The 24,397-nt window shown below is 66.0% G+C and carries 20 protein-coding genes and 1 pseudogene; 19 read left to right on the forward strand and 2 right to left on the reverse strand.

All coding sequences use genetic code 11. From position 1 onward, the window contains the following. The 10 genes from A5782_RS10720 to A5782_RS10765 all read left to right on the forward strand — a co-directional run. On the forward strand, positions 1 to 1,017 hold a 1,017-nt coding region (locus A5782_RS10720; RefSeq protein WP_156623880.1), incomplete at its 5' end, for a S8 family serine peptidase. Positions 1,018 to 1,036: 19 nt separating this feature from the next. Continuing rightward, positions 1,037 to 2,236 carry a type VII secretion protein EccE gene (gene eccE / locus A5782_RS10725; RefSeq protein WP_067099207.1) on the forward strand — a complete coding sequence of 400 codons (1,200 nt, stop codon included), beginning with the start codon at positions 1,037 to 1,039 and terminating at the stop codon, positions 2,234 to 2,236. Then, positions 2,233 to 4,065, forward strand: a complete 1,833-nt coding sequence (gene eccA5 / locus A5782_RS10730; protein ID WP_067099210.1) for a type VII secretion system ESX-5 AAA family ATPase EccA5 — start codon at positions 2,233 to 2,235, stop codon at positions 4,063 to 4,065. Before eccE ends, eccA5 begins: the two co-directional genes overlap by 4 nt. A gap of 1,329 nt (positions 4,066 to 5,394) precedes the next feature. Beyond that, entirely contained in the window at positions 5,395 to 6,657 is a 1,263-nt protein-coding gene (locus tag A5782_RS10735) for a PPE family protein (protein ID WP_067099676.1), read from the forward strand. A 74-nt stretch (positions 6,658 to 6,731) separates the two neighbouring features. Beyond that, entirely contained in the window at positions 6,732 to 8,135 is a 1,404-nt protein-coding gene (locus A5782_RS10740) for a PPE family protein (RefSeq protein WP_067099212.1), read from the forward strand. Positions 8,136 to 8,220: 85 nt separating this feature from the next. After that, entirely contained in the window at positions 8,221 to 8,547 is a 327-nt protein-coding gene (locus A5782_RS10745) for a DUF732 domain-containing protein (RefSeq protein WP_082942891.1), read from the forward strand. Between the two features lie 121 nt (positions 8,548 to 8,668). Then, positions 8,669 to 8,992 (forward strand): DUF732 domain-containing protein, encoded by a 324-nt coding sequence (locus A5782_RS10750; protein WP_067099217.1) that lies wholly within the window; start codon positions 8,669 to 8,671, stop codon positions 8,990 to 8,992. A 238-nt stretch (positions 8,993 to 9,230) separates the two neighbouring features. After that, entirely contained in the window at positions 9,231 to 9,947 is a 717-nt protein-coding gene (locus A5782_RS10755; RefSeq protein ID WP_067099220.1) for an MgtC/SapB family protein, read from the forward strand. Positions 9,948 to 10,006: 59 nt separating this feature from the next. Continuing rightward, on the forward strand, positions 10,007 to 10,954 hold the full coding sequence (locus A5782_RS10760; RefSeq protein ID WP_067099222.1) for a sterol desaturase family protein: 948 nt from the start codon (positions 10,007 to 10,009) through the stop codon (positions 10,952 to 10,954). Positions 10,955 to 11,048: 94 nt separating this feature from the next. Beyond that, entirely contained in the window at positions 11,049 to 11,726 is a 678-nt protein-coding gene (locus tag A5782_RS10765) for a hypothetical protein (protein ID WP_067099225.1), read from the forward strand. Between the two features lie 6 nt (positions 11,727 to 11,732). Here A5782_RS10765 and A5782_RS10770 read toward each other — a convergent pair whose 3' ends face one another. Then, positions 11,733 to 12,188 (reverse strand): nitroreductase/quinone reductase family protein, encoded by a 456-nt coding sequence (locus tag A5782_RS10770; protein WP_067099227.1) that lies wholly within the window; start codon positions 12,186 to 12,188, stop codon positions 11,733 to 11,735. Between the two features lie 122 nt (positions 12,189 to 12,310). Between A5782_RS10770 and A5782_RS10775 the strand changes: the two genes are divergently transcribed. From A5782_RS10775 to A5782_RS10785, 3 genes and pseudogenes are all read left to right on the forward strand, one after another. Then, positions 12,311 to 12,994, forward strand: coding sequence for a TetR/AcrR family transcriptional regulator (locus tag A5782_RS10775; RefSeq protein WP_197694191.1), 684 nt, complete (start codon positions 12,311 to 12,313; stop codon positions 12,992 to 12,994). 132 nt (positions 12,995 to 13,126) lie between these two features. Further along, positions 13,127 to 13,627 (forward strand): annotated as a pseudogene (locus tag A5782_RS10780) (VOC family protein). A 49-nt stretch (positions 13,628 to 13,676) separates the two neighbouring features. Further along, complete coding sequence (locus A5782_RS10785; protein ID WP_067099232.1) at positions 13,677 to 15,170, forward strand: FAD-binding protein; 1,494 nt, start codon at positions 13,677 to 13,679, stop codon at positions 15,168 to 15,170. Between the two features lie 114 nt (positions 15,171 to 15,284). Here the strand turns inward: A5782_RS10785 and A5782_RS10790 are convergent, their stop codons facing one another. Beyond that, a complete protein-coding gene (locus tag A5782_RS10790; protein ID WP_067099234.1) occupies positions 15,285 to 17,204 on the reverse strand; it encodes an ABC transporter ATP-binding protein/permease in 1,920 nt (639 codons plus the stop codon). A 93-nt stretch (positions 17,205 to 17,297) separates the two neighbouring features. Here A5782_RS10790 and A5782_RS10795 point away from each other — a divergent pair, with 93 nt between their 5' ends. The 6 genes from A5782_RS10795 (at position 17,298) to A5782_RS10820 (ending at position 24,376) form a co-directional block, all read left to right on the forward strand. After that, a complete protein-coding gene (locus A5782_RS10795) occupies positions 17,298 to 18,941 on the forward strand; it encodes an acetolactate synthase (RefSeq protein WP_067099237.1) in 1,644 nt (547 codons plus the stop codon). Between the two features lie 146 nt (positions 18,942 to 19,087). Further along, positions 19,088 to 21,418 (forward strand): accessory Sec system translocase SecA2, encoded by a 2,331-nt coding sequence (gene secA2 / locus A5782_RS10800; protein WP_067099239.1) that lies wholly within the window; start codon positions 19,088 to 19,090, stop codon positions 21,416 to 21,418. Positions 21,419 to 21,477: 59 nt separating this feature from the next. Then, positions 21,478 to 22,107 (forward strand): CDP-alcohol phosphatidyltransferase family protein, encoded by a 630-nt coding sequence (locus A5782_RS10805; protein ID WP_067099242.1) that lies wholly within the window; start codon positions 21,478 to 21,480, stop codon positions 22,105 to 22,107. Continuing rightward, positions 22,100 to 23,026 (forward strand): DUF881 domain-containing protein, encoded by a 927-nt coding sequence (locus tag A5782_RS10810; RefSeq protein WP_067099244.1) that lies wholly within the window; start codon positions 22,100 to 22,102, stop codon positions 23,024 to 23,026. The genes A5782_RS10805 and A5782_RS10810 overlap by 8 nt, the downstream gene beginning before the upstream one ends. Positions 23,027 to 23,081: 55 nt before the next feature. Continuing rightward, positions 23,082 to 23,414, forward strand: a complete 333-nt coding sequence (locus tag A5782_RS10815) for a small basic family protein (protein ID WP_007170008.1) — start codon at positions 23,082 to 23,084, stop codon at positions 23,412 to 23,414. A gap of 197 nt (positions 23,415 to 23,611) precedes the next feature. Continuing rightward, positions 23,612 to 24,376 (forward strand): DUF881 domain-containing protein, encoded by a 765-nt coding sequence (locus tag A5782_RS10820; RefSeq protein WP_067099678.1) that lies wholly within the window; start codon positions 23,612 to 23,614, stop codon positions 24,374 to 24,376. Positions 24,377 to 24,397 lie beyond the last annotated feature (21 nt).

Below are 24,397 nucleotides of genomic sequence, written 5' to 3' on the forward strand. Positions count from 1 at the left end.
TATGCGATCGTCGGGCAGCGTCAGATGTGTATAAGAGACAGGTTCAGCGGGGTGGCCCCGGATGTCGACATCATCGCGATCCGGCAGTCGAGCCAGGCCTTCGGCCTCAAGGACGCCTACACCGGTGACGAGGATCCGCAGACCTCGGCGAAGATCGACAACGTTCAGACGATGGCGCGGGCGATCGTGCACGCAGCCAACATGGGCGCTCAGGTCATCAACATCTCCGACGTGACCTGCATGAGCGCACGCAACATCATCGACCAACGCTCGCTGGGCGCGGCGGTGCGCTACGCGGCGGTCGACAAGAACGCCGTCATCGTGGCCGCCGCCGGCGACACCAGCAAAAAGGACTGCAAGCAGAACCCGCCGCATGATCCGTTGCAGCCCAACGATCCTCGCAACTGGAACGCGGTCACCACGGTCGTGACGCCGTCCTGGTTCAGCGACTACGTCCTGACGGTGGGCGCGGTCGACACGGACGGCCGCCCGCTGAGCCAGGGCAACCAGGGCCAGGCGTCGACGAGCGTGGCCGGGCCGTGGGTCGGGATCGCCGCACCCGGAACGGACGTCATCGGACTGTCGCCCCGGGACGACGGTCTGATCAATGCGATCGACGGGCCGGATAACACGCTGCTGGTTCCCGCCGGCACCAGCTTCTCAGCGGCGATCGTCTCCGGGGTCGCTGCGCTGGTTCGGGCCAAGTTCCCGCAGCTCTCGGCCTATCAGGTCATCAACCGGCTGACCCGTACCGCCCGCGCGCCCGCACGCGGCGTGGATAACCAGGTCGGGCACGGTGTCGTCGACCCGGTCGCGGCGCTGACCTGGGATGTACCCGACGGTCCGGTGAAACCACCGCAGCAACTTTCGGCACCGCTGAACGTTCCGAAACCCGTCCCGCACCGGGATATGGTGCCAGTGTGGGTGGCGGCCGGCGGCTTGCTGGGCGCGCTACTCATCGGCGGTGGAGTGTTCGGTACGGCGATGCTGATGAAGCGATCGCGGAAACAGCAATAGGGGCGGAGCAGCAACACTCATGAAGGCTCAGCGCAGATTTGGGTTGTCTTTATCGTGGCCGCGGTTGACCACGGTGTTTTTGGTCGACGTGGTGATCATGGTGGTGGCCAGTCACTGCCCCGAGTCCTGGCAGGGCACGTATCGCATCGGGTTCTGGGTGGGTGTCGCTCTGGCCGTGCTGGTGACGCTGCTGTCGCTGGTCACCTACCACGGCCTCACGGTGACGTCGGGGTTGGCGACGTGGCTGTGGGATTGGTCCGCCGACCCGGGCTCCGCGCTGGCCGCCGGTTGCACCCCGGCCCTTGATTACCAGCGCAAATACGGGCGCGACACGGTCGGCGTGCGGCAGTACGAAGGCCAGCTGGTCGCGGTGATCGCCATCAACGGCGGGGACGACGAATCGGCCTCACGCCTTCGTCACCGGAACTCGCCCCCCACCTTGCTGGTGTCAGCGGTTGCTTCCGGCCTGCGCCAATTCGACATTCACCTCGACGACATCGACATCGTGTCGGTGAAAGTCCGCCGCGGCGGAAACGCCGCCGAGTTGTCCAAACTGGACGACTGGGGCCCCGAAGAGTGGGAGGTGGCCAACGATCAGCCCACCTCGTACATTCGCCGCACCTGGCTGGTATTGCGGATGAACCCGCAGCGCAACGTCGCCGCAGTGGCCGCCCGTGATTCGCTGGCGTCGACCTTGGTGGCAGCCACCGAGCGGCTCGCCCAGGATCTCGACGGGCTGACCTGTGCGGCCCGGCCGTTGACGGCCGAGGAGCTCGCCGAAGTCGACCGTGCGGTGCTGGCCGATCTGGAACCGACTTGGAGCCGTCCCGGATGGCGCCGCCTCAAGCACTTCAACGGATTTGTCACCAGCCTGTGGTTGTCGCCGTCCGACATCACCACCGACAAGCTGGATGAGCTGTGGGAGGACGAGACCTTCGCCACCGTGGTGACCATTCGGCTCACCTCGCGCGGCGGGCGGCCGCAGGTATCGGCTTGGGTGCGATACCACACCGAGAAGCGGTTGCGCAGAAACGTCTCCTCAGGCCTCAACCGTCTCACGGGCCGTCAGTTGGCCGCGGTACGAGCCAGCCTGCCGGCCCCGACGGCGCGCCCCCTGCTGGTCGTGCCGAGCCGTGCACTGCGCGCCGACGATGATGACCTTGCGCTATCGGTCGACCAGTTGCGAGGGAGCTCGGCGGGCGTACCTGTAGCGCAATGACGAGGCCGCAATCAACCGCTGAAAGCGCCCGTAACGCAATGGTTGCCGGCCTGTTGGCCTCCGGCGTCTCGGTCAATGGGCTTCAGCCCAGCCACAATCCGCAGGTTGCATCGCAGATGTTCACCACCGCGACCAACCTGGATCCGGGCATGTGCGACGCCTGGCTGGCGCGAATTCTGGCGGGGGAGCACAGCATTGACGTGCTTTCCGGTGCGTGGTCCTCGATCCGGACGTTCGGTTGGGAGACTCGCCGCCTCGGGGTCACCGAGTTGCAGTTCCGGCCGGAGGTTTCCGATGGGTTGTTCCTGCGGCTGGCGGTGACCAGCGTGGAGACATTGGCGTGCGCCTACGCCGCCGTTCTGGCCGAAGCGAAACGCTACGAGGAAGCCTCGAAACTGATCGACGGCGTCGAGCCCCGCCAGCCCGTCGACGAGGAACTGGTCAGCTATGTGCGTGGCGTGCTGTACTTCCGCACCGCCCGGTGGCCGGATGTGCTCAACGAGTTCGCCGAGGGGAAGACCTGGCGGCAGCCCGAGCTGAAGGCTGCGGGTGCAGCGATGGCCACCACGGCGCTGGCTTCACTGGGTGTGTTCGAGGAGGCCTTGCGCCGGGGCCAGGAGGCCATCGAAGGCGACCGGGTGCCGGGCGCGGCCAACATCGCCCTGTACACCCAGGGCATGTGCTTGCGGCACCTGGGCCGCGAGGACGAGGCCGTCGAGCTGTTGCGACGGGTGTACTCGCGGGATCCGAAGTTCACGCCGGCTCGGGAAGCGCTGGACAACCCCACCTATCGCCTGGTCTTGACCGACCCGGAAACGATCGAGGCCCGGACCGACCCGTGGGACCCGGCCAGCGCGCCGACGCGGGCCGAGACCGAGGCCGCTCGCCACGCCGAAGAGGCGGCGAAGTACCTGGCCGAAGGTGATGCCGAGCTCAACGCCATGCTGGGCATGGAACGCGCCAAGCGTGAAATCAAGCTGATCAAGTCGACGACCAAGGTGAACCTGGCGCGCGCCAAGATGGGCCTTCCGGTGCCCGTCACGTCGCGCCACACGTTGTTGCTCGGGCCTCCCGGCACCGGAAAGACCTCCGTGGCAAGGGCTTTCAGCAAACAGCTGTGCGGGTTGACCGTGCTGCGCAAGCCCGTGGTGGTGGAAACGAGCCGCACCAAGCTGCTGGGCCGATACATGGCCGATGCGGAGAAGAACACCGAGGAGATGCTCGAGGGCGCCTTGGGTGGCGCGGTCTTCTTCGATGAGATGCACACGCTGCACGAGAAGGGCTACCAGCAGGGTGACCCGTACGGCAACGCGATCATCAACACGTTGCTGTTGTACATGGAGAATCATCGGGACGAGTTGGTGGTTTTCGGCGCCGGCTACGCGAAGGCCATGGACAAGATGCTCGAAGTGAATCAGGGTCTGCGACGGCGTTTTTCGACCGTCATCGAGTTCTTCAGCTACACCCCGGACGAGCTGGTCGCACTGACCCGGTTGATGGGCCAGGAAAACGAAGACGTCATCACCGATGAGTCGGCGCAGGCGTTGCTGCCGTCGTACACGAAGTTCTACCTCGATGAAACTTATTCTGAGGACGGCGATCTCATCCGCGGTATCGATACGCTCGGCAACGCCGGCTTCGTGCGCAACGTGGTGGAAAAGGCCCGCGATCACCGCAGTTTCCGGCTGGACGACGAGGACCTGGATGCCGTGCTGTCCAGCGATGTGACCGAGTTCAGCGAACGTCAGCTGCTGCGGTTCAAGGAATTGACCGAGGAGGATCTCGCCGAGGGCCTCAGTGCGGCGGTTGCCGAGAAGAAGCCGGATTAGCCGGGTCCGCCCCTCCCGGTAGGCCGCCTACTGCGCTGGACCGTCGCCGATCCAGATGGCGCCCGCGGCAGCGCCCTGTGTGGCGTGGCTGAGTAGCCACCGCGACTCAGGCCGAACGGGCCGGCGTGCAGGCCAACGCGGGGCGCCCGGGTGTACCGCGGCGGGTTGGGTACGACGCCCATGGTCATGGAAGACACCGGCCCGGTCGGAATGCCGGGCACGCCGCTGGGAACCATGCCAGGCGCCCACGAGGATGAGTCCGCAGCTCCGCTGGATGAATTCCGGCCCCGACTGATAGCCCGCCCCTTGCCGGCGGTTAACACATGGGAGCAGTCAACTTAACGGCGGGCGAATGAATTCATGCACTCGTGATTGCCCAAAGTTTGCTGTCCCAGCAACGCCTTCAGCGCACTTTGTCGGTGGCTCACAGTGTCTCAAAAGCGCTTGTGAGCTCCACCAACCATGCCTCACAGGAAATTGCCAGTAGCTAATCAGTGCGACGGCAGAGTAGCCACGTCTACTCGTGTAGGTGAACGTGAGGAGAACGATGTGACGATCGACTACCGGTTCGGCGGTCTAAACGCCCGCGGTTCCGTGACCTGGGCCCGAGCGGTGGCCCTGGTCGCCGGGCGCTAGCTTCAGAGTCGTCTCCGAGCAGGTCAACCCCGACAGTGCAGTCGGGTCGGTTCGAATTAGTTGCATTTCGCAGCAATGACGCGAATGCCGTAGTGAAACCGTAGCAATCAGCGATATCGCGCGATTGCGCGAATGGTGTTCCGGCGGAACATAGGCACGGTATCGGTTTTTCACATTGGTGTAGGAGGCCGCCACGATTTGCAATCAGGATGCGATGAAGACAGTTTCTTGGTAATTGCAAGGTGGCGATAACGCCGGCCTCTGGATCTGATCCGCCCTATTGACGGATTCGCGGCGATAGTTATTTTGCAGCGGTCTTTGACGCTGCACACATGCGTTCCGCCACGTGATTTGCGCCACTGATGCCGCAGGTCCTCCCCATCGCCCTCACAGTGGTCGAGGCGCTGCGACATATATGTTTTACATAGATTTACCTGACAGGAACGCATTGTGAAATATGTCGTGGACACCATCGGCAATGCAAAAGCAGCGTGGCTTAACTAGTCGTTCGTCCGCCCTCAGGGCGCCGATTCTCAGCTAGGAAGAGTATGGCTTTGTTGTCTGCAACACATGGGATCTGCACATGTATTCGGGAACAGATTTGATGAATTCCCTTAGAGCTGCGACTTTGTCGATGCCGGGGCCGCAAAGCCGTGCTTACCATGGCCGCTACTCCACGGAATGGAGGTATTGATGCTGGATTTCGGGGCGCTTCCGCCGGAGGTCAACTCGGGGCGGATGTACGTCGGTGCGGGGTCGGGGCCACTGCTGGCCGCAGCGGCGGCGTGGGACGAGTTGGCCGCGGAGCTGCAGAGCACTGGTGTGTCGTACAACTCGACAATTGAGACGCTCGCAACTGGCCCGTGGACGGGCCCCTCGTCCATAGCTATGGCTGCCGCGGCTGCCCCGTACGTGGCGTGGATCCACGCCACCGGCGCGCAGGCCGAGCAGGCGGGCGTCCAGGCCAAGCTCGCCGCCGGCGCCTACGAGGCGGCATTCGCGGCGACGGTGCCGCCCCCGGTGATTGCCGCCAACCGCTCTCTGCTCGCGACCTTGATCGCTACCAACATCCTGGGCCAGAACACCCCGGCGATCGCCGCCACCGAAGCCCACTACATGGAGATGTGGGCGCAGGACGCCGCCGCGATGTATGGGTACGCGGCGTCATCGGCGACCGCCTCGCAGCTGACGTCGTTCACCGCGCCCCCGAAGACCACCAACGACTCCGCCGGTCCCACGCAAGCGGCCGCCGTCACTCAGAGCAGTGCGCAATCCGGCTCGAACACGGCCTCCCAGCTGTCCCAGCTGAGCACCACGATGCAGCCGGCGGCCCAGGCCGTGACGAACGCGAGTTCAACGCCGGCGGCGTCCGGTTCGTCACTTACCCTGCCGAGTGCCGTCACGAACTGGAACGAGTTCTGGTCGGTCGTCACCGGGCCGTACTCCCCGCAGTCGTGGACCAGCATCCCCGCTGGTCCGTTCCTGTCGTTCGGCCAGGCGTACGCCTGGGGCCAGAACGGACAGAGCGCCGCCGCCTATCTCGCCGGGCCGAAAGCTATCTCGGGGGCGTTGGCGCCGCTGACCAGTGGCGCCAGCGCCGTCAAGCCCATGCTCAGTTCCGCGGTCGGCGCGGGACAGGTGTCGGGTTCGATGGGCAAAGCGGCTCTGGTCGGCAGCATGTCGGTGCCGCAGGGTTGGACCGAAGCCGCTCCTGCGATCCGGACGGTCGCCCAGGTGTTCCCGACCAACATGGCCGCGGCGCCGGCGGCAATGGTCGGTGAGGAGGGCGTGTTCAGCCAGATGGGCCTGTCCAGCCTGGCCGGGCGCGCCGTCGCGGCCGCCGCGACCCGGCCGGCCGGGTCCGTCGCCTCGGCGGTGGGTTCACTGGGCGGCGCGGTGGCCGAAGCTGACCCGGCCGCGGCCACCATCATCGTGATCCCGTGCATCGAGGAATGACCGCGATGACCAAAACGTATGGCAGCCAATCGCTTTCCGCCTATGCACCCGCCACCAGGTAAGGGGTACGAGAAATGTTTTACGGAGCCTTCCCACCCGAGTTCAACTCGGGCCGGATGTACAGCGGTCCGGGCGCGGAGTCGTTGGTGGCCGCGGCGACCGCGTGGCAGGACCTGGCCACCGAATTGCAGTCCACCGCAACGTCGTATTCGTCGGTGCTCTCGAGCCTGACCGCCGGGCCCTGGGTGGGTCCGTCGTCAGTTGCCATGACATCCGCGGCCGCCCCCTACGTCGCCTGGATGCAGCAAACCGCCGCCCAGGCCGCGCAAACCGCGACCCAGGCCACCGAGGCGGCAACCGCCTACGAGGCGGCGTTCGCCGCGCACGTGCCGCCGGCGGTGATCGCGGAGAACCGGGCCCTGCTCGCACAACTGGTGGCAACCAATCTGTTCGGGCAGAACACGTCGGCGATCGCCGCGAATGAGGCCCAATACAGCGAGTTTTGGGCCCAAGACGCCACCGCGATGGACACCTACTTCGCCTCGTCTGCCACCGCCTCCAACAACTTGACTCAATTCAGCCCGGCGCCCAAGACCACCAACGAGGCAGCCGAGCCGATGCAAGCGGCCGCGGTGAGTTCGGCGGCCAGCACCCCCACCGCCAATGTCGCGACTACCGCGGCGTCGGCGGCGACCACTACGCTGCCCTACAGCGGACTATTCTCCGGCCCGGCGAACGCGGCCTACATGTACAACCAGTTCGTCACGGGTCTTTTGAACGGACTCCCAGGCGGGTCGAGCTTCTACACGGGCTTATACAACGCCATCAAGGTGCCGCTGGGCCTGACCACGCAATTCAACGCCACTGGGTTGCTGATCAACTTTCCGTTGTCGCAGTGGCTCAAGTTCGCCCCGCCCATCGCGTACGGTGCGTTGCCGAAAGACGCGCTGGGCGCCGGGCTGGGGGCGCTGGGCTTCGGCCGAGGCACGCTATTCAACGCGATCACCCCGCTGGGCAGCATGGGAAATGCCGGCACCCTGGTCGGGAAGCTGTCGGTCCCGCCGAGCTGGGCCACGGCCACTCCAGCCATCAGGACCGTCGCTGCCGCCCTGTCGGCCGCCGGAACCGAGGCCGTGCCCGCGGCCGCGCTGGGCCAGGGGAGTCTGTTCAGTTCGATGGGACTGGCCGGGATGCTGGGCAGCGCGCTGGGTTCCGGTGGGCCCACCGTGGCGCGTGCGGGTGTGCGTAACCGGATGACGCCGATCAAGGACCTCAAAGACAAGCAATCGCCGGAACAGCTGAAACGCCTTGTCACACAAATCTCGGAGAAGCCCGAAACCGTGCAGCACCACAACGTCGATCAAGAGAACCTCGACGCGCTTCTCGAGCAGCTGGCCAAGAAGCCGGGCATCCACGCGGTGCACCTGAAGAAGGGCGACAAGTCAAAAGTTTTGCCCGCGGATGCGCAGTTAGGTTGATGCACAAGGTCCTTCGGACGTTCGAAGACCCGGCAAGCCGCCAAACGACACAACAAACAATGAGCCCGCAACGGAAAGGGTGGCAGTGATGAAACGACTACTGGCGCTACTCGGTGTTTCCGCGATGATCGGCCTTGCCGCACCGGCACACGCCGCTCCGCCGCCTGTGCCGGACGGTGACGACGGAGGCTTCGTCGCCGCGCTGCAGCAAGCCGGCTTCAGCTTCAACAACCCGGGTTCGGCCGCTGCCGCCGGCAGGGCGGTGTGTTCGTGCCTGAACAACGGCGAGTCCGGGCTGGAGGTGGTGCACGATGTGAAAACCCACAATCCCGGGATGGACATGGAGATGGCATCGAATTTCGCACTGCTTTCCGCGAAGTTCTACTGCCCCCAGCAGCTCTCCAAGGCCTGATCCGCGGAATGCGGATGCTGACCGTGCCAGCCGCTGACGTCGAATGCGATGCGGCTCAACGTATCTGCGGCATACCGTCCGTCGCTGCGAACATCGCCGCGCCATGGAACAATCACGAGTCATGAGACTTCAGCTGGCGCTGAGCGTTGGCGTTTCGGCCGCGATCGGAATGGCCCCGCTCGCGCACGGCGACCCGGGGGCACCCGGCGGCGACGAGGCCGGTTTCCTTGCCTCGCTGCGGAGTGCCGGGGTCACCTACTCGACTCCCGACGGGGCGATCAAGTTCGCCAAAGCGGTGTGCGTGTCAATGGGGAACGGCGAGTTCGGCCCCCAAATGGTTGACGAACTGAAGAGTGAAAACCCCGGCCTCACCAACGATCACGCCACATCGTTCCTGGCGATCGCGGCGAAATACTATTGCCCGCAGCAACTTAACCGACGGTAGCCTTGGCAGGCCGGAGTCGCCCGGCCAACCCCTCATCCGGTGGCGGCCGCGCAACCGATTGACAGCCCGCAGGTTTCGTCGATGTGGCCGCCCCGCTCCGCATTTGGCTTGGATCCATCTGCCGTTCACCTCCACGTGTTTAGCTGCGCCGACCGGCACCACGCCGGGCTCACAACCGGAATCGTCCGGTGCAACCGGGGGATACTCAACAGCAACGCCCAGGGGAAGGAGTGAGTCGTTGGAGACGCTGAGCGCGCTCGATTTCGCACTCCGGCTGGGCGTCGGCGTAGGCTGCGGCGCCCTCATCGGTCTGGAACGGCAATGGCGGGCCCGTCGGGCCGGGCTGCGTACCAACGCACTGGTCGCCGGAGGGGCGACCCTGTTCGTCCTCTACGCAGCGGCCACCTCCGACACCAGCCCCACCCGGGTCGCTTCCTATGTCGTGTCCGGTATCGGGTTCCTGGGTGGTGGGGTGATCCTGCGGGAGGGCGTCAACGTCCGTGGCCTCAACACGGCCGCCACGCTGTGGTGCTCGGCAGCGGTCGGCGTGCTGGCCGCTTCCGGTCATCTGGTGTTCGCCCTGATCGGCACCGGCACCGTCATCGGCATTCATGTGCTGGGGCGTCCGCTCGGCCGGCTGATCGACCGCGACAACAGCGCCGAAGAAGACGAGAGCCTGTTGCCCTATCTCGTCCAGGTGGTCTGCCGTCCGAAGCACGAGAAGTACGCGCGGGCGCAGGTCATTCAGCACGCCGGCAGCAACGACATCACGCTTCGCGGGATCCATACCGGCAGCCCGGCCGACGACGAGGTCACCCTGACCGCCCACCTGCTCATGAACGGCGATGCCCCGGCCCGGCTGGAGCGGCTGGTGGCCGAACTGTCGCTGCTGCCGGGCGTCCGCGCGGTGCAGTGGTATGCCGGAGACGACGCGCAGGCCGACGATCGTCGCTGAGACGGACGTGCGGACCGCGGCGAGCCGAGTATCGCGGTGCTCGTCGTAGTCTTACCTGTGTGAGTGCCCTCTCAGGCTGGTTATCCGCGCTGCCTCCGCAGATGCGGGATCCGGTGTTGTTCGCTGTCCCGTTCTTCCTGCTGCTGTTGACCCTCGAATGGACCGCGGCCCGAAAGCTGGAACATCTCACAGCAGCCGAGGCCGGCGACGCAGCGCGGCCGGCGTCAGGGGCACACCTCACTCGCGACTCGTTGGCGAGCATCTCGATGGGCCTGGTCTCGGTGGCCACCACCGCCGGCTGGAAGACCCTGGCACTGCTCGGGTATGCCGCGATCTACGCCTACCTGGCGCCCTGGCACCTGTCGGCGACGCGTTGGTACACCTGGGTCATCGCGATTCTCGGAGTGGACCTGCTCTACTACGCCTATCACCGGATCGCGCACCGGGTGCGATTGATCTGGGCCACGCACCAGGCCCATCACTCCAGCGAGTACTACAACTTCGCCACCGCGCTGCGCCAGAAGTGGAACAACAGCGGCGAAATCCTGATGTGGATTCCGTTGCCGCTGTTGGGAATTCCACCGTGGATGGTGTTCTTCAGTTTCTCCCTGAACTTGATCTATCAGTTCTGGATCCACACCGAGCGGATCGACAAGCTGCCGCGGCCGTTCGAGTTCCTCTTCAACACACCGTCGCATCACCGGGTGCACCACGGCATGGACAAGGTGTATCTGGACAAGAACTATGGCGGGATCTTCATCGTGTGGGACCGCCTCTTCGGCACCTTCCAGCCCGAGCTGTTCCGGCCGCATTACGGCCTCACCAAGCGCGTGGACACGTTCAACATCTGGACGTTGCAGACCCGCGAATACGTCGCGATCGCCCGCGACTGTCGATCGGCGAAGCGGCTGCGTGATCGGTTGGGTTACGTGTTCGGCCCGCCCGGCTGGCTGCCGCACGCGGCCCGTCAAATTGACGCCGGCACCCCCCTCGTGACCTCGCTGTAACATTTGCGCGGGCCGGCGCGAAAAGCTGGGCGTGGAGGAGGGTTACGTCGTAACCTCACCCTCCCGTCGGTATCGGCCCGATGGATCGGAGTTCATGGTGCATCGCCTGGCAACGCGCGCATTCGCGGCGTCGACTACTGTCGCGGCGCTCGCCTCCTTACTGCCGGCCGCGCCGGCCAAAGCCGATGTCATGGTGTATCCGGGCATGGAAATACGCCAGGACAATCGGGTGTGCACGCTGGGCTACGTCGACCCCGCCCTGAAGATCGCGTTCACCGCCGGACACTGCCGGGGCGGGGCCGGAGTGGTGACGGACCGCGGCGGCGCCGTCATCGGCCGGATGGCGGCCTTCCGGGACAACACCCCCAGCGGGACGACCGTGTCCACCAGCCAGACGATCAGCGATTACGAAGCGATCGTGCTGGACAACGACGTCACGGCGAACAACATCCTGCCCGGCGGTCGTCCGCTGGTTTCTGACCCCGGCCTGGCGCTCGCGCCCGGGCAACCCGTCTGCCATTTCGGCGTGATCACTGGGGAAACGTGCGGGACGGTGGAGAGCGTGAACAACGGCTGGTTCACCATGTCGCACGGCGTGCAAAGCCACAACGGCGATTCGGGTGGACCGGTGTATCTGGCGCCCAACGGCGGCCCGGGACAGCTCGTGGGGATCTTCAACAGCGTGTGGGGTGATTTCCCGGCCGCGGTGTCCTGGGGGGCCATGTCGCAGGAGGTTCGCGAGGATCTCGGAGTGCGCGACAACGCGCACTAGGGACATTCAGCCCGCCGCACCCACCTTGGTTAGGGCGAACACCGGAATCGTCGATGCGACAGCGCGGAATTGCTCCTCGCTGCTGTCCGGGGTCAATCCGGCGACGTAGTCCTTGACCTGCCAATACCACCTGGCCAGATAACGCCTCAGCAGCTCGGGCTTGGCCGCGTCGTCGACCTCGTCGGCCCGAGCGCTTCGCCGGTGCCAGCGCGGACCGACCTCGACGACGGTCGCGGCCCGGACATTGCGGGCCCACTGGGTGTTCCCGCGCGGCGAGACCAGATAGTCCACGCCGTCGACGGTCAGCAGGTTGATCACCACGGCGCGTTGCCTCCCGGTCTTGCGGCCACGAACCCGCAACGCGCGGGTTCCGGCGATGCTGATACCCGACTCGGCCAGCCAGCGGATGACCACGTTGGCGGCCCTGGCGGCCCGGTTCGGTTGTTCGTATCGCGTGGACATAGTGCGGCCTCTCAGCGAATCGTGGTCAAAATTGAGAGAGCGGTGCTCTCTGATTTGACGATGCTGCCACGGTCGGTTACGGAAAGCAAGAGCAGTGTTCTCGGTTGTGTCAGACTGACGGCGTGGGCAAACGCCAGGATTCTCGGGCGCAGATCGAGGCACGCATCATCGAACTCGGTCGCCGCCAGCTGGTCGACCGCGGCGCGGCCGGATTGTCGGTGCGGGCGATAGCCCGCGACCTGGGCATGGTCTCCTCGGCGGTGTACCGCTACGTGTCCAGCCGCGACGAACTGCTGACCTTGCTGCTGGTCGACGCCTATTCCGACCTGGCCGACACCGTGGATCGCGCCCGCGAAACCGTTGGAGACCTGTGGAGCGACGATGTCATCGCCATCGCGCGGGCCACCCGCGGTTGGGCCATCGGGCACCCAGCCCGCTGGGCCCTGCTGTACGGCAGTCCCGTGCCCGGATATCACGCACCCCCCGAGCGCACGGTTGCGGTGGGCACCCGGGTGGTGGCGGCGCTGTTCGATGCGGTGGCGGCCGGAATCGCCACGGGTGATATTCGGCTGACGAATGATATTGCGCCGCAACCGATGTCATCCGATTTCGAACGGATTCGTCACGAATTCGGGTTTCCCGGCGATGACCAGGTGCTAACCAAATGCTTTGCGCTGTGGGCGGGCGTGCTGGGTGCCATCAGCCTCGAGGTGTTCGGGCAATACGGCGCCGATACGCTGACCGACCCGCAAGCCGTCTTCGAGGCCCAGCTGCGGCTGCTGGTCGACGTACTGACCCGGCATTGATCGCCCGCGCGTCCGTGGGCACCCAGAATTAGAACGTGTTCACCAGACGATTCGCCGACCGGACGGGCCCGTCATGGCAAAGTCGGTTGGCCCCTTTCTGGCGGCCCGGCGACTGGACTATTCTGCGAGACGATGACGCTTCCCCTTGAGTCGCCGACGCAGATTGCATGGGTTACCGCCGACCTGGATGCCACCGAAACGTCCCTCACCGGCCTGTTAGGAGTGCGGAAGTGGGTGCGCATACCCGATGTGCACTTTGCTCCGGATACGTGCAGCTACCGCGGCAAGCCCGCCGACTTCTTTGCCAGCATCTCGCTGAGCTACCTCGGGGATATGTAATTGGAGCTGATCCAGCCGGTCCGTGGCGAGAACATCTATAGTGACTTTCTGTCCGAGTGCGGGCCGGGTTTGCACCACATCTGCATGGAGGTGGAAAGTCCCGAACAACTCGAGGTAGCGGTGACCAAGGCCGCCGAGCGGGGCGCCGCGGTTGCGCAGCGAGGCGTGATGCCCGGCGGCATCCAATTCGTATACCTCTCAGCGCCGCAGGCGGGCGTGCCCTATGTGGAGCTTGCGTACGTTGCGCCCGAAATGAGGGCGTTTTACGACTACATCAAACAGGAGCAGCGGTGAGCCGCGCCGGCGACGATGCCGAGCGTAGCGATGAGGAGGAGTGGCGCCAGTGAGCACGGAGATACCGGCAACAGTCGGTGCGAATGACGTGACCGCGTGGTCGGATGACGTCGACGTCGTGGTGATCGGGTTTGGCATCGCCGGCGGCTGCGCCGCGGTCAGTGCGGCGGCCGCAGGCGCACGGGTGCTGGTCCTGGAACGCGCGGCCGCGGCGGGGGGCACCACTTCGCTTGCCGGAGGCCACTTTTACCTCGGCGGCGGGACCGCGGTGCAGCAGGCGACCGGTCAGGAAGATTCCGTCGAGGAGATGTACAAATACCTGGTCGAGGTCTCTCGTGAACCCGAACTCGACAAGATCCGCGCCTACTGCGACGGCAGCGTCGAGCATTTCAATTGGCTGGAAGACTTGGGCTTTCAGTTCGAGCGCAGCTACTACCCAGGCAAAGTCGTGGTCCCGCCGGGCACCGAGGGACTGAGCTACACCGGCAATGAAAAGGTGTGGCCCTTCTGCGAGCGGGCCAAGCCGGCGCCGCGCGGGCATTCGGTGCCGGTGCCCGGCGAATTGGGCGGCGCGAGCATGGTTGTCGACTTGCTGCTCAAACGCGCCGACGCCCTGGGCGTGCAGATACGCTACGAGACCTCGGTGACCAACCTGGTCACCGACGACGACGGCGCGGTGGTCGGGGTGGCGTGGAAACACTTCACCGAAACCGGTGCTATCAGGGCCAAGTCGGTCGTCATCGCGGCGGGCGGTTTCGCGATGAACCCGGAGATGGTCGCAGAGCATACGCCCGCGTTGGGCCAGGAGCGCCGCACCAAACACCATGGCCTGGTGGCGCCCTACATTTTGGGCAATCCCAACGACGACGGACTGGGCATCCGGATGGGCGTCTCGGCTGGCGGTGCGACCAAGAACATGGACGAACTGTTCATCACCGCGGCGGCCTATCCGCCGGAGGTTCTTCTGACCGGTGTGATCGTCAACAAGGAGGGCAAACGTTTCGTCACCGAGGACTCCTACCACTCGCGGACTTCGGCTTTCGTGTTGGAGCAGCCGGACCAAACGGCATACCTGATCGTCGACGAAGCGCACACCGAGATGCCCGCCATGCCGCTGATCCGCTTCCTCGACGGGTACGAAACGATCGCGGAAATGGAAGCCGCGCTTGGCATTCCGGCGGGCAACCTTGCCGCCACGCTGGACCGCTACAACAAGCACGCCGCCGCGGGCGAGGATCCCGATTTCCACAAGCAGCCGGAATTCCTTGCGCCACAAGACAACGGCCCCTGGGCGGTGTTCGACCTGTCGCTCGGGCGGGCGATGTACTCGGGATTCACCATCGGCGGCCTTGCGGTGACGGTTGACGGCGAGGTGCAGCGAGCCGACGGCACAGTCGTGCCCGGTCTATACGCCGCCGGCGCATGCGCCTCCAACCTCGCCCAGGACGGCAAGGGCTACGCGAGCGGAACGCAGTTGGGGGAAGGGTCGTTCTTCGGCCGCCGCGCCGGAGCGCACGCGGCCCACCGGGCCGGGGCAGCGTAGGCGCGCTACCACCGAGCGCCGGAGTGCACGCGGCCCACCGGGCCGGGGCAGCGTAGGCGCGCTACCACCGAGCGCCGGAGCGCACGCGGCCCACCGGGCAAAGGAGCCTGAGCGCTAGACCTGCGCGGGCTCCTTCTCGACCGGGCTCAACTGCCACGGGCCGCCGCCGAGCAGATGAAGCTGCTGCTCGTGATGCTGTTCGACGGTGGGCCGATGGCTGACGCTGACCATGACGCACTCGGGCAGCTCGGCCCGGACCAACTGGTACAGCGCGAATTCCAGGCCTTCGTCCAGCGCGGAGGTGGCCTCGTCGAGAAACACCGCCTTCGGCCTGGTGAGCAGGATGCGCGCGAAGGCGACCCGCTGCTGCTCGCCCGGGGACAGCACCTTGGCCCAATCGTGGTCTTCGTCCAGCCGGTTGACCAATGGTGCCAGGGCGACTTTGGTGAGCACGTCGCGCAGCTGTTCATCGGAGATGTCGTCCGGCGAATTCGGGTAGCAGACCACGGTGCGCAAACTGCCGAGCGGCACATACGGCAGCTGCGACAAGAACATTGTCGCGTTGTCGCCGTCCGGGCGGCACAGGGTCCCCGAGGCGTACGGCCACAGTTCGGCCAGGCTGCGCAGCAGCGTCGTCTTGCCCGCCCCGGACCGACCCGTGATCACCAGGGTGTCGCCGTGGTCGAGCTGGATGTCCAGTGAGTCGACCAGCTGGTCACCCTCCGGCGTGCGTACCTCGATGCCGCGAAGCTCGACGGCCGTCTCTTCACTCGGCTTGACCAGAATCGCTGGAAGCGCACGGCCCTTGCTGTTGGCGTCGACCAGCCCGTGCAATCGGATGATGGCGGCCCGGAAGGACGCGAACGCGTCATAGTTGTTGCGGAAGAACGACAGCGAATCGTGAATATTGCCGAATGCCGTCGCCGTCTGGCCCACATCGCCGAAATCGATCTTGCCGGCGAACAGCCGCGGCGCCTGAATCACCCACGGCAGCGGGACGATTGCCTGCGACACCGACCAGTTCCACCCGTTGAAAATGATGGTGCGTCGGACAAAATTGCGGTAGTTGCCAATGATCGGCGTGAAGCGCCCCCACAGCTGTGCCCGCTCGACCCGCTCGCCGCGGTAAAAGCCGACCGCCTCCGCGGCGTCCCGCAATCTCACCAGGGCGTACCGGAAGGCGGCGTTCAGCCTTTCGTTGTTGAAACTGAGCCAAATCAGCGGGCGTCCAAGCCAAACCGCGACGACAGTCGCGATCAGCACGTAGACCAGAACCGTCCAGAACATCGCGCGCGGTAGCACCACCCCAAAGAGATCCAGGTCCCCGGACAGGTTCCACAGGATCGCGGCGAAGGAGATCACCGAGGCCACCGCATTGACCGCCCCAAACAGCAACGTGCTTCCCGTCCCGTTGGACGGGATGTTGGGGGTTCCGCCGGCATTGGCGGTGAAGATGTCGATGTCCTGCTGGATGCGCTGGTCGGGGTTGTCGATGGTGTTGTCGATGAAAAGATCTCGGTAGTAGGCCCGGCCTTCCAGCCAGTCGTCGGTGAGGTGGGAGGTCAACCACATGCGCCAGGCGATGATGAACCGCTGCGTCAGATAGACGTCGGCCGCGAACCGGATGACGTAGATGGTTGCCAACACGCTGAAGACCGCAAGCGACATCCAAAAGCCATGTACCCCAGACTGTTTGACGCCTTCGTCACCGGCGGCCATGCCCTGGACCGCCTTCTGCACAGCGGTATACAGGTCGTTGCCCTGGTAGCTGAGCAGCACCACCAACCGCACCGACAGCAGCACCGACAACAGCAACACGGCGAGCATGACCCACACCCGGACGCTGTGTGCCCCGACGAAGTAGCCGCGGGTGATCCGCCAGAACTGCCGGCCCCAGGGAGTGAGGTAGCGGAAGGCGAGCAGCACCCCCACCAGACAGATAGCGCTGACCACCCACGCTATGGCGATCCATCGCAACGAATCCATGGGTGCCGCCGACCAGTTGATCGATGGCTTGAAGGGCTTCGGACCCATCGTCGACGTCTCCTTACGGTCGAGGTGGTCAAACACTCCTCAACTTCAAATCCTTCGGCGAAGGTACCCGACGGATCTGGTTAGGCTGCGGTCATGACTACCGACGCCATCCCCGCACAAACATTGCACGCCGGCCGACTTGTCGCGCGGCGCCTGCGGGCCAGCGGTGTCGACACCGTCTTCACGCTATCCGGCGGCCACCTGTTTTCCATCTACGACGGGTGCCGCGACGAGGGTATCCGGCTGATCGACACCCGCCATGAGCAAACCGCGACCTTCGCCGCCGAAGGCTGGTCGAAAGTGACGCGGTCTCCGGGAGTCGCCGCGTTGACCGCGGGGCCGGGCATCACCAACGGGATGAGCGCAATGGCGGCGGCGCAGCAAAACCAGTCGCCGCTGGTGGTGCTGGGCGGCCGGGCGCCCGCGCAGCGCTGGGGCATGGGTTCGCTGCAGGAGATCGACCATGTGCCGTTCGTGGCACCGCTGGCCCGCTTTGCGGCCACCGCACAGTCGGCGGACGACGCCGGCCGGCTTGTCGACGACGCGTTGCGTGCGGCGGTCGGTGCGCCGTCCGGGGTGGGTTTCGTCGACTTCCCGATGGACCACGTGTTTTCGATGTCCGACGATGATGGCCGGCCCGGGGCCCTCGTCGACCTGCCTCCGGGGCCCGCGCCCGACGGCGATTCCCTGGCCCGGGCCGCGGCCCTGCTCTCCGCGGCGAAGCGGCCGGTGATCATGGCGGGCACCAACGTGTGGTGGGGACGCGGTGAAGCGGCCCTGCTGCGCCTTGCCGAGGAACTCCACATTCCGGTGCTGATGAACGGCATGGCCCGCGGCGCGGTTCCCGCCGATCATCCGTTGGCGTTCTCCCGGGTTCGCGGAAAAGCCTTGGGAGAGGCCGATGTTGCGCTGATCGTCGGGGTGCCCATGGATTTCCGCCTCGGCTTCGGTGCCGTGTTCGGGGCACAAACCGAGCTCATCGTGGCGGACCGTGTCGAACCCGAGCGCCGCCATCCGCGGCCGGTGCATGCCGAGCTCTACGGCGACCTCTTGACGATCCTCGCGGCACTGGCCCCCGCCACCGGGACCGACCATCGGGACTGGATCGACGAACTGCGAACCGCCGAGACCGCGGCACGCGCCAAGGAGAAGGCCGAACTCGCCGACGACCGGATCCCGCTACATCCCATGCGGGTCTACGCCGAACTCGCACCCATGCTGGATCGCGACGCCATCGTCGTCATCGACGCCGGCGATTTCGGGTCGTATGCCGGACGGGTGATCGACAGCTATCAGCCGGGTTGCTGGCTGGACAGCGGCCCCTTCGGCTGCCTGGGTTCGGGTCCCGGTTACGCGCTGGCCGCCAAGCTGGCTCAGCCGGACCGCCAGGTGGTGCTGCTGCAGGGCGACGGCGCGTTCGGCTTCAGCGGCATGGAATGGGACACCCTGGTTCGGCACAACGTGCCGGTCGTGTCCGTGATCGGCAACAACGGAATATGGGCGCTGGAAAAGCATCCCATGGAAGCGTTGTACGGGTATTCGGTGGTCGCGGAGCTGCGCCCGGGGACGCGTTACGACGAGGTGGCACGCGCGCTGGGCGGCCACGGCGAACTGGTCGCCGCGCCCGGCGAGCTGCGGCCCGCGCTGGAACGCGCCTTCGCCAGCGGACTGCCCGCCGTCGTCAATGTGCTCACCGATCCCGACGTCGCGTATCCACGCCGCTCCAACCTCGCCTGATGAGTCGGCTCCTCCTCACGCCGCTGCGCGGCCCGCATCGTCACCGACTGGCCTGATGAGTCGGCTCCTCCTCACGCCGCTGCGCGGCCCGCATCGTCACCGACTGGCCTGGGTCTGCGCGGTGGGCCACCGCGTACCGTTGACCTGTGCCTAAGACGACCCGCGCTCAACCCGGCCGGCTGAGCAGCCGCTTTTGGAAGCTGCTCGGCGCCAGCACCGAAAAGGACCGCAGCCGCTCTCTCACCCAGGTCACCGACTCGTCGGAGTACGACGACGAGGCGGCCGGTCTGACCGACGAGCAGCTGCGCAAAGCGGCCGGGCTGCTCAACCTGGAGGACCTCGCGGACTCCGAGGACATCCCGCAGTTCCTCGCCATCGCCCGGGAGGCGGGCGAGCGGGCGACGACCCTGCGTCCATTTGATGTGCAGCTGCTCGGGGCGTTACGCATGCTGGCCGGCGACGTGATCGAGATGGCCACCGGTGAGGGCAAGACGCTCGCGGGCGCGATCGCGGCGGCCGGGTACGCGCTGGCCGGACGGCACGTACACGTGGTGACGATCAACGACTACCTGGCCCGTCGTGACGCGGAATGGATGGGGCCTGTCATCGAGGCGATGGGGCTGACCGTCGGCTGGATCACCGCCGAATCGACCAGCGAAGAACGCAGGACCGCATACGGTTGCGATGTCACCTACGCCTCGGTCAACGAGATCGGCTTCGACGTGCTGCGCGATCAGCTGGTGACCGACGTCGCCGACCTGGTATCGCCCAACCCCGACGTGGCCCTGATCGATGAAGCCGACTCGGTGCTGGTCGACGAGGCGCTGGTGCCACTGGTGCTGGCGGGAACCACCCACCGGGAGACGCCGCGGCTGGAGATCATCAAGCTGGCCGGCCAGCTGGAGGCCGGCACCGATTACGACACCGACGCCGACAGCCGCAACGTTCATCTGACCGAGGTAGGTGCCCGCAGGGTCGAGAAGGCGCTCGGCGGGATCGATCTGTACTCCGAGGAACACGTCGTCACCACCCTGACCGAAATCAACGTCGCGCTGCATGCGCACGTGCTGTTGCAGCGCGACGTGCATTACATCGTCCGCGACGACGCGGTGCACCTGATCAACGCCGCCCGCGGGCGCATCGCGCAGCTGCAGCGCTGGCCCGATGGCCTGCAGGCCGCGGTCGAGGCCAAGGAGGGCATCGAGACCACCGAAACCGGCGAGGTGCTGGACACCATCACCGTGCAGGCGCTGATCAACCGCTACGCGACGGTGTGCGGTATGACCGGCACCGCGCTGGCCGCCGGTGAGCAGCTGCGCCAGTTTTACAAGCTCGGTGTGTCACCGATTCCGCCGAATGAGCCCAATATTCGTGAAGACGAGTCCGACCGGGTATATATCACCGCTGCGGCCAAGAACGACGCGATCGTCGCCCACATCGCCGAGGTGAACGAAACCGGGCAGCCGGTGCTGGTCGGCACCCGCGACGTGGCCGAATCCGAGGACCTGCACGAGCGGCTGCTGCGCCGCGGGGTGCCCGCGGTGGTGCTGAACGCGAAGAACGACGCCGAGGAAGCCCAGGTGATCGCCGAGGCCGGCAAATTCGGCATCGTCACCGTCTCGACACAGATGGCCGGGCGCGGTACCGACATCCGCCTCGGCGGCTCCGACGAAGCCGACCACGACCGGGTCGCCGAGCTGGGCGGGCTGCACGTGGTCGGAACGGGGCGCCACCACACCCAGCGGCTGGATAACCAGCTGCGCGGGCGTGCCGGGCGGCAGGGCGATCCGGGGTCATCGGTGTTCTTCTCGAGTTGGGAAGACGACGTGGTGGCGGCCAATCTCGACCACAACAAGTTGCCGATGGAAACCGACGAGGACGGCCGCATCGTCAGCCCCAAGGCCGCGGGCATGCTCGACCACGCCCAACGTGTGGCCGAGGGCCGCATGCTGGACGTGCACGCGAACACCTGGCGCTACAACCAGTTGATCGCGCAGCAGCGCGCCATCATCGTCGATCGACGTAACACGTTGCTGCGCACGCCAACCGCGCGTGAGGAGCTCGCCGAGCTGGCACCGAAGCGCTACGAGGAGCTGGCCGAGACCGAGGGAATCTCCGAAGAGCGCCTGGAGACGATCTGCCGGCAGATCATGCTTTATCACCTCGATCGCGGCTGGGCCGACCATCTGGCGTATCTGGCCGACATCCGCGAAAGCATCCATCTGCGGGCGCTGGGCCGGCAAAACCCGCTGGACGAGTTTCACCGTCTGGCGGTCGACGCCTTCGCGTCGCTGGCCGCGGACGCCATCGAAGCGGCTCAGCAGACGTTCGAAACCGCGAACATCCTCGAAGAGGAGCCCGGACTGGACCTCTCCAAGCTGGCGCGGCCGACGTCGACGTGGACATACATGGTCAACGACAACCCGCTGTCGGACGACACGCTGTCGACCCTGAGCCTGCCCGGGGTTTTCCGCTGAGCTGAGTTGCGCAGTGTGCGGCCAGCCGCGTGTTCGGTGTTCGGCTAAGGTCACGGCTCATGGAGCCGGTGCTTCCGCCCAATCGGGTGCTGACGGTGCCCAACGTGCTCAGCGCTGTCCGCCTGGCGCTGATCCCGGTCTTCGTCTACGCCCTACTGGTCTCGCACGCCAACGGGTGGGCGGTCGCGATTCTGATGTTCAGCGGCGCTTCGGATTGGGCCGACGGCAAGATCGCCCGGCTGCTGAATCAGTCCTCGCGGCTCGGTGTGCTCCTCGACCCGGCGGTCGACCGCCTCTACATGGTGGCGGTGCCGATCGTGCTGGCGTTCAGCGGGATCGTGCCCTGGTGGTTCGTCGTGGTCCTGCTCGCGCGCGATGGTCTGCTCGCTGCGACGCTGCCGCTGCTGTGGAGTCGCGGGCTGTCGGCGCTGCCGGTGACCTACATCGGCAAGGCGGCGACGTTCGCCCTGATGTCCGGCTTTCCGCTGGTGCTGCTGGGCACGTGGGACGCGCTGTGGAGCCGCGTGATCGGGGCCTGCGGATGGGCCTTCCTGATCTGGGGCATGTATGCCTACCTGTGGGCGTTCGTGCAGTACGCGGTGCAGATGATTCTCGTGTTGCGACGCATGCCCAAGGTCGATCGCGGTTCTCGTCCGTCGGCCGCGGCGAAGGTGGCTGACCATGGCTGATACGGATCGACTGCTCGGCGGCTACGACCCCAATGCCGGCCACGGCGCGCATGTGGCATCGCGGCCGAAACGCATTCCGGTGCCCTCACTGTTGCGCGCCCTGCTGTCCGAGCATCTCGATCCCGGCTACGCGGCGGCGGCGGCCAGGCGTAGCGCCCCCGACGTACCGCGCAGCGGACGCCAACGTGTGTTCGGTTGGCTCTGGCAGGCGTTGGCGGCGCTGCTGATCGCAACGGTGTTCGCCGCCGCGGTCGCGCAGGCCCGCTCGGTGGCCCCCGGAGTGCGGACCGCCCAGCAGCTGCTGTTGGGCAATGTGCGGTCGGCCGAAGGCTCTGCGGGCAAGCTGAGTCAACGGCGCAGCGACCTGGCGACACGAGTCGACGATGTGCAGCGCCACGACCTGGCCGACAACGCCGAGGGACAGCGGCTGTTGAAACGCCTCGACGCGCTCAGCCTCGCCGCGGCCAGCACGGCGATCATCGGGCCCGGCTTGAAGGTGACCGTGACCGATCCCGGTGCCAGCCCGAATCTTTCCGACGTGTCCAAGCAGCGGGTCAGCGGGAGCAGACAGATCATCCTGGACCGCGATTTGCAGTTACTGGTCAACTCGTTGTGGGCGAGCGGTGCCGAGGCCATATCCGTCGGTGGCGTGCGGATCGGGCCGAACGTGACCATTCGGCAGGCCGGTGGCGCGATCCTGGTCGACAACAATCCGACCAGCAGCCCGTACACGGTCCTGGTGATCGGGCCGCCGCGGGCGATGCGCGACGTCTTCGACAACAGCCCCGGCATGCAGCGACTGCGGCTGCTGCAGATCTCCTACGGTGTCGTGGTTACGGTGGACGCCGCCGACGGACTGACGCTGCCTGCCGGATCGGTCCGGGACGTCAAGTTCGCCAAGCAGATTGGGCCACAGTGAGAAAAGTCCCGAACAGACAGGTTCCCCTGTGCGAGACGCGGGCGGGAAACCAAGCATGATCGGCATCGCAGCGCTGGCGATCGGTATCGTGCTCGGCCTGGTTTTCCACCCCGCGGTGCCAGAAGTGGTCCAGCCCTATCTACCGATCGCGGTGGTCGCGGCGCTGGACGCGGTATTCGGCGGGTTGCGTGCATATCTGGAACGGATCTTCGACCCGAAGGTCTTCGTGATTTCGTTCGTGTTCAACGTCTTCGTGGCCGCCCTGATCGTCTATGTCGGCGACCAATTGGGCGTGGGCACGCAGTTGTCCACGGCCATCATCGTCGTGCTGGGTATACGCATCTTCGGGAATGCCGCCGCGCTGCGCCGCAGGCTGTTCGGGGCGTGACCCGCGCGGGCGACGATGCAGAGCGAAGCGATGAGGAGCGGCGCCATGGCCCAATTGAGGTCAACGTGAGCGAGGGTCCGGAAGATCGCGCCGACGGTCAACGAGCCGCCGGCCAAAGTGGTGACGGCCCAACCGGGCCCGCTCACCCCGATGCCGATGCGACGCCCGAACAGGGTGCGCCGCGCGGCCGCCATGAATTGGCGGCGAAAGGCCCCCGTCCAGAAATCGGACCGGTGCACCGCACCGGGCTATCCGGGATGGTGCGCGGCGGTCGGTCCCGGATAACGTTCGGAACGCTGGCCGCCATGCTGTGCCTGCTGCTCGGGCTCGCCATCGTCACGCAAGTCCGCCAGACCGAGTCGGGTGACTCGCTGGAAACGGCCCGCCCCGCAGACCTGTTGGTGCTGCTGGATTCCTTGCGACAGCGCGAAGGCACGCTCAACACCGAGGTGAACGAGCTACAGAACACGCTGAATTCATTGCAGGCGTCGGGAAACAACGACCAGGCCGCGATCCAGTCCGCGCAATCTAGGCTGGCGGCCCTGTCCATCCTGGTCGGGGCGGTCGGCGCCACCGGCCCCGGCGTCACCGTCACGATCGATGACCCCGGACCCGGGGTTTCGCCCGAGGCGATGCTCGACGTGATCAACGAGTTGCGTGCCGCCGGCGCCGAGGCGATCGAAGTGAACGACGCACACCAATCGGTGCGAGTGGGTGTCGACACCTGGGTGGTGGGTATGCCTGGGTCGCTGATCATCGACTCCAAAACACTGTCGCCGTCGTATTCGATTCTGGCGATTGGCGATCCGCCCACTCTTGCCGCGGCCATGAACATTCCCGGCGGCGCTGAGGACGCCGTCAAGCGCGTCGGTGCACGAATGTCGGTCCAGCAGGCCGACCGAGTGGACGTGACCACCTTGCGGCAACCAAAACCGCACCAATACGCTCAGCCCGTCAAGTGAGCACGATCCGAACAGAACAGG

The sequence above is a fragment of the Mycobacterium sp. 852002-40037_SCH5390672 genome (assembly GCF_001665875.1).
Classification (GTDB): Bacteria; Actinomycetota; Actinomycetes; order Mycobacteriales; family Mycobacteriaceae; genus Mycobacterium.

Excerpts from the sequence above, each read along its gene's own strand:
- eccE (WP_067099207.1), top strand. The coding sequence starts at position 1,037 with ATGAAGGCTCAGCGCAGATTTGGGTTGTCTTTATCGTGGCCGCGGTTG.
- eccA5 (WP_067099210.1), top strand. The coding sequence starts at position 2,233 with ATGACGAGGCCGCAATCAACCGCTGAAAGCGCCCGTAACGCAATGGTT.
- A5782_RS10735 (WP_067099676.1), top strand. The coding sequence starts at position 5,395 with ATGCTGGATTTCGGGGCGCTTCCGCCGGAGGTCAACTCGGGGCGGATG.
- A5782_RS10740 (WP_067099212.1), top strand. The coding sequence starts at position 6,732 with ATGTTTTACGGAGCCTTCCCACCCGAGTTCAACTCGGGCCGGATGTAC.
- A5782_RS10750 (WP_067099217.1), top strand. The coding sequence starts at position 8,669 with ATGAGACTTCAGCTGGCGCTGAGCGTTGGCGTTTCGGCCGCGATCGGA.
- A5782_RS10765 (WP_067099225.1), top strand. The coding sequence starts at position 11,049 with ATGGTGCATCGCCTGGCAACGCGCGCATTCGCGGCGTCGACTACTGTC.
- A5782_RS10770 (WP_067099227.1), bottom strand. The coding sequence starts at position 12,188 with ATGTCCACGCGATACGAACAACCGAACCGGGCCGCCAGGGCCGCCAAC.
- A5782_RS10790 (WP_067099234.1), bottom strand. The coding sequence starts at position 17,204 with ATGGGTCCGAAGCCCTTCAAGCCATCGATCAACTGGTCGGCGGCACCC.
- A5782_RS10795 (WP_067099237.1), top strand. The coding sequence starts at position 17,298 with ATGACTACCGACGCCATCCCCGCACAAACATTGCACGCCGGCCGACTT.
- A5782_RS10805 (WP_067099242.1), top strand. The coding sequence starts at position 21,478 with ATGGAGCCGGTGCTTCCGCCCAATCGGGTGCTGACGGTGCCCAACGTG.
- A5782_RS10810 (WP_067099244.1), top strand. The coding sequence starts at position 22,100 with ATGGCTGATACGGATCGACTGCTCGGCGGCTACGACCCCAATGCCGGC.
- A5782_RS10815 (WP_007170008.1), top strand. The coding sequence starts at position 23,082 with ATGATCGGCATCGCAGCGCTGGCGATCGGTATCGTGCTCGGCCTGGTT.